Genomic DNA, 2,069 nt, shown 5'->3' with positions numbered 1-2,069 from the left:
CCTCGCGGATGCGGGCGCCGAGGCCCTCGGGGTCGGCGCGGCCGTGGTCGAGCAGGCCGGTGACCTCGTCGAGCCGGTTGACGAAGGCGAACACCCGGACCTTGCTGAACTGGTCGTGCAGCGCCTGCACCAGCAGCATCGTGAAGTCGGAGAAGCCCGACACGGAGCCCGACACATCGCAGAGCAGGACCAGTTCGGGGCGGACCGGACGGCGTCGGCGCAGCACCGGGCGCATCGGGACGCCGCCCGTGGACAGCGAGGAGCGCAGGGTGCGGCGCAGATCGACGGTGCCGCGCGCGGCCCGGCGGCGGCGCGCGGCGAGCCGGGTGGCCAGCTTGCGCGCCAGCGGCTGAACGGCCCTGCGCAACTCGGCCAGTTGGTCCCTGCTCGCGAACAGGAAGTCGACCCGGTCGGCGGTCGGACGCACCCCGCGCCGGGCGATCTCGTCCCGCCCGCGCCGCTCGGCGACCCGGCGCCGCGCCTCCGCGCCGACCAGCCGCCGGAACTCCTCGATACGGCGCCGGATCTCGTCGTCCAGCAACCGGTCGGCGAACTGCCCGCCGGCGCCCGCCCCGGCCCGTACATCGGCCCGCACCCGTGCCAACAGGGTCCCCGGGCGCAGCCGTTCGAGGGTCTGGTACGCCGACCAGCCGTCCGACCCCGGTGAACTCCCGTATCCGCCGAGCCCGTCGACCGCCGAAGCCGCCAACTGGGCCATCAGGGCGCGGTCGTCGGCCGCCAGCGCCTCGGCCAGCCGGTCGCGCAGGCTCTCGCGGTCGCTGGGACCGGCGTCCGGAGCGCCCACCCCGCGCGGGAAGTAGAGGTCGAAGACCGGGTCGAACACGGCGCGTTGGGCCGGGCCGTGCAGCAGGGTCGCGGCCAGCCCCTCGCGCAGCAGCTCCCGGTCACCGAGCCCCAGCGCCTCGGCCGCGCGGGCCGCGTCCACCGTCTCCCCGGTGCCGATCCGTACCCCGTGCGCCCGCAGTGCTCCGACCAGGCCGGTGATCCGCTCGGCGGGGTCCGTCACAGCGCGTCCAGGTCGAGCTTGGCCGCGGCCTTCTGGATGTCGTCCTGGTGCTTGAGGATCACCCCGAGACTGTCCCGTACGACCGCCTCGTCCAGGGTGTCCGCGCCCAGCGCCAGCAGGGTGCGCGCCCAGTCGACGGTCTCGGCGACGGACGGCGCCTTGCGCAGGTCCATCGCGCGCAGCGCCCCGACCACCCGGACGACCGACTCCGCCAGCGCCTCGGGCAGGCCCGGCACCTTCAGCCGTACGATCCGCCGCTCCAGCTCCTCCTCGGGGAAGCCGATGTGCAGGAACAGGCAGCGGCGGCGCAGCGCCTCGGACAGCTCCCGGCCCGCGTTGGAGGTGAGCACGACGAACGGGCGGCGGGTCGCGGTGACCGTGCCCAGCTCCGGCACCGTGATCTGGAAGTCGCTGAGCACCTCGAGCAGCAGGCCCTCCATCTCGACGTCGGCCTTGTCGGTCTCGTCGATCAGGAGCACCGTCGGCTCGTCGCCGCGGATCGCGGTCAGCAGCGGGCGCGGCAGCAGGAACTCCTCGCTGAAGATGTCGGTCCGTGCCTCGTCCCAGCTCTCGTCGCGGCCCGCGCTGATGCGCAGCAGCTGCTTGGCGTGGTTCCACTCATACAGGGCCCGGGACTCGTCCACGCCCTCGTAGCACTGGAGCCGCACCAGCCGGGCGTCGGCCACCTGGGCGACGGCCTTGGCCAGCTCGGTCTTGCCGACTCCGGCGGGGCCCTCCACCAGCAGCGGCTTGCCCAGCCGGGCCGCGAGGAACACGGTGGTGGCGACCGCGGGCGAGGCGAGATAGCCGGTCTCGGCGAGGCGGGCGCTGACGTCGTCGACGGACGTGAACAACGGGGTCCTCCGGCGGGGTCGGGGAGCGAGCCGGGCGCGGAACGGCACCCGAGCCCTTCTATCTAAGCGCTTGTTCAGCACCCCTGTCACGCATGGATTCCCCGGCCGGGCCGTACGAGGAGCCGCACCGCCCGGCCGTACGGCCGGGCGGTGCGGCTCCTCGTACGGCCCGGCCGGGGACTCCATGC

2 protein-coding genes are annotated in these 2,069 nt (G+C 74.4%); both read right to left on the bottom strand.

Annotated elements, in window-relative coordinates:
* Positions 1-1,027: VWA domain-containing protein (locus CCN72_RS33565; protein ID WP_086812042.1), on the bottom strand; the 1,027-nt coding region annotated here is incomplete at its 3' end.
* The gene (locus CCN72_RS33560; RefSeq protein ID WP_037652378.1) at positions 1,024-1,881 is read right to left on the bottom strand and encodes an AAA family ATPase; all 858 of its coding nucleotides are present in this window, start codon (positions 1,879-1,881) and stop codon (positions 1,024-1,026) included. The genes CCN72_RS33565 and CCN72_RS33560, both read right to left, overlap by 4 nt.
* Positions 1,882-2,069: the final 188 nt, after the last annotated feature.

Origin of the sequence: Streptomyces murinus (genome assembly GCF_002154555.1) — a bacterium.
In the GTDB taxonomy this organism is placed as follows: domain Bacteria; phylum Actinomycetota; class Actinomycetes; order Streptomycetales; family Streptomycetaceae; genus Streptomyces; species Streptomyces murinus.
This window is presented reverse-complemented; position numbering and strand designations above follow the sequence as displayed.